Source organism: Belliella marina (assembly GCF_042682445.1).
GTDB lineage: Bacteria > Bacteroidota > Bacteroidia > Cytophagales > Cyclobacteriaceae > Belliella > Belliella marina.
Genome location: NZ_JBHUHR010000049.1, coordinates 25,219 through 27,522 on the forward strand (window position 1 = coordinate 25,219; position 2,304 = coordinate 27,522).

3 protein-coding genes are annotated in these 2,304 nt (G+C 36.1%); 2 read left to right on the top strand and 1 reads right to left on the bottom strand.

Annotation, left to right across the window (positions count from 1 at the left end; translation table 11 throughout):
* The first annotated feature begins 352 nt into the window (after positions 1-352).
* On the top strand, positions 353-868 hold the full coding sequence (locus ACFSKL_RS22180) for a helix-turn-helix transcriptional regulator (RefSeq protein ID WP_376889457.1): 516 nt from the start codon (positions 353-355) through the stop codon (positions 866-868).
* Between the two features lie 60 nt (positions 869-928).
* The gene (locus tag ACFSKL_RS22185) at positions 929-1,558 is read left to right on the top strand and encodes a hypothetical protein (RefSeq protein WP_376889459.1); all 630 of its coding nucleotides are present in this window, start codon (positions 929-931) and stop codon (positions 1,556-1,558) included.
* Positions 1,559-1,598: 40 nt separating this feature from the next.
* Here ACFSKL_RS22185 and ACFSKL_RS22190 read toward each other — a convergent pair whose 3' ends face one another.
* Complete coding sequence (locus tag ACFSKL_RS22190) at positions 1,599-2,204, bottom strand: class I SAM-dependent methyltransferase (RefSeq protein WP_376889461.1); 606 nt, start codon at positions 2,202-2,204, stop codon at positions 1,599-1,601.
* Between the last annotated feature and the right edge of the window lie 100 nt (positions 2,205-2,304).

Below are 2,304 nucleotides of genomic sequence, written 5' to 3' on the forward strand. Positions count from 1 at the left end.
TGTAATGGTCGGTATTTTTGTCCATCACATGGTACACGATATTGCAGGTATCGGAATGGCTCTAGTGCTGTTTGCCATAAATGTTTGGGCAATCACTACAAATTGGAATAAGTATCTGCCTCTGATAAAATAATGTATTGGGGTTGCGTATTTGGCAGAAAAATACCAACCCCATATTATATCTCCCCTCTTTTTTGATGTTTATGGTACTTTTCCACCTACGGTTGAGTATACCATCACACCAAAGGGTCTGTTACCTGAAAAAGAGGTGGGCAAATTACGTTTTTGGGGTATGCCGCTCTCCAAAAAGATGATAGGGAATTAATTTGGAAAAGGCAAAGGATATTCTATCATGGAACACTACAGGCTTCCACCCGTAATGTTTACCGAAAGCGAAGCCAATGCATTGATTACAGCCGAGCAACTGATATCAAAGAACAGAGACGTTTCATTTGTAAAAGAATATACCGAAGCAATCAACAAGATAAAATCAGTATTGCGGTACAACACAAAAGAAAAAGTCAATTTACTTTCTAATCGTGTTGTTTTTAGATACAATACAGACAATACGCTAACAAGCAACTTTTTATCAACATTACAGTTGGCTCTGACTAATTATAATTGTTCCGAAATAGAATATCTTTCAACCGAAAAAAACGAAATTACCAGAAGAATTATTGAACCGTTTGCCCCTTACAACACCCAAGAAAATTGGGTGCTTATAGCATTTTGCCAGTTGAGAAAAGATTTTAGGGCATTTAGATTGGATAGGATTCGAGATTTAAAAGTGCTCAACACACAATTCAAACCGCACAAAATCACACTTCAGGAATATTTCGAAATGTGCAGAATTAATTCTCACCCTTGACATAAGGCTGTCTCAACCCCATTTTACTTTTGCAGAAGTATTAATCTAAAACTTATAAAAATGATAAGGGTAAGCAACAATTTTGCAAAAGCAATGGAATTCACAAGTTTCAAGAAAAAAGAAACCGTAACAGATGATGAACTGATAAATGCAGTTTTGAGATTTGAAACTGTATTGGGTAAACAAAGTGGGGTTATTTCCCATTGTTTGGTTCGCAACTTCAAAAATGAATATGCAAATGTACTTTTTGTAACAGAATTTGATGATTTGAAAAAACTGGAAAAAAATATGATGCAACTTCAAGAAGCACAGGATTTTTTCAGTTTAATTGATGAGCAAAGTGTCAAAATGACATTCCATAAAATATTGAAAGACGATTTTCAAGTTCCCGACCATTTTTCATGTGTTGAATGTGGTACTTTCGCACTCAAAAACGAAAGCGATAATCTCAAATTATTGACAATATCAGAGGGTATAGAGAAAGAGTATTTAGATACTTTTGAAAACACCAAGGCACATTTCATTGGCTCAATAAAAGGAAATAGATTTTCAGAGATAACAATCGGGGAAACCTTGGGAAAAACCAAAGAAATTTGTTTTGGGTATTTTAATAATCCATTTTGCAAACAATTGTTGGAAATTGCAGACGAGAAAACAATGGAGCTTGATTTCTGGTATTTAACAGCCTAACTAAAACAACAGGACAATCTCGAAGAATTTCATATCAGGGCTATCTGGTCTTTTTGCATTTTATGAAATGGAAAGGGTAATCCTCCCTTATATCTGTAATTTCAATAAGTCCAGCTTTGCCAAATTCTTCTTCTATGGTTTCTGTATCATAAAAGAACATTTTAATCCCCCCAAACATTTCAAACCTGTCTTTACCTATGGGCTTTCCTTGCCCATAGGTTTGGGCATCTTTTGTAATAGCCGTAAAAACCATCACCCCGTTTCCTGAAAGTTGGTTATAGCAGTCTTGGATGAGCTTTATCCTCTCGGATTTATCCAGCAAGTGAATTAGTGCATAACAAAATATTCCGCCAAACAATTGGTTGTCAAAAGGCATTTGCGTGACAGAGCCATGGTAAATGGTCAGATCTTTGCCAAAATGCTTTTGAGCTAAATCAATGGCTGTCCGGGAAATCTCGATTCCGGTTACGGTCATTCCATTGTCCCTGAAAATTTGGGCATTCCGTCCGTAGCCAATGCCTGGAATAAGAACAACCTTTACTCCTTCTTTAACAAAAAAATCATTTGTTATAACAGCTGATTTTGCCGGGGATAAACCCCACATTTCCTGTTTACCTTTAAATGCTTCTTCCCAGAATTCAACCATTGACTTTTTGTTATACGCAAATTTTATTTTCCATAACTACACAACGATACCCCAAATCCCTTACTGTGGTCAAGATTTTACCAGGATTGATAGTGTTGCC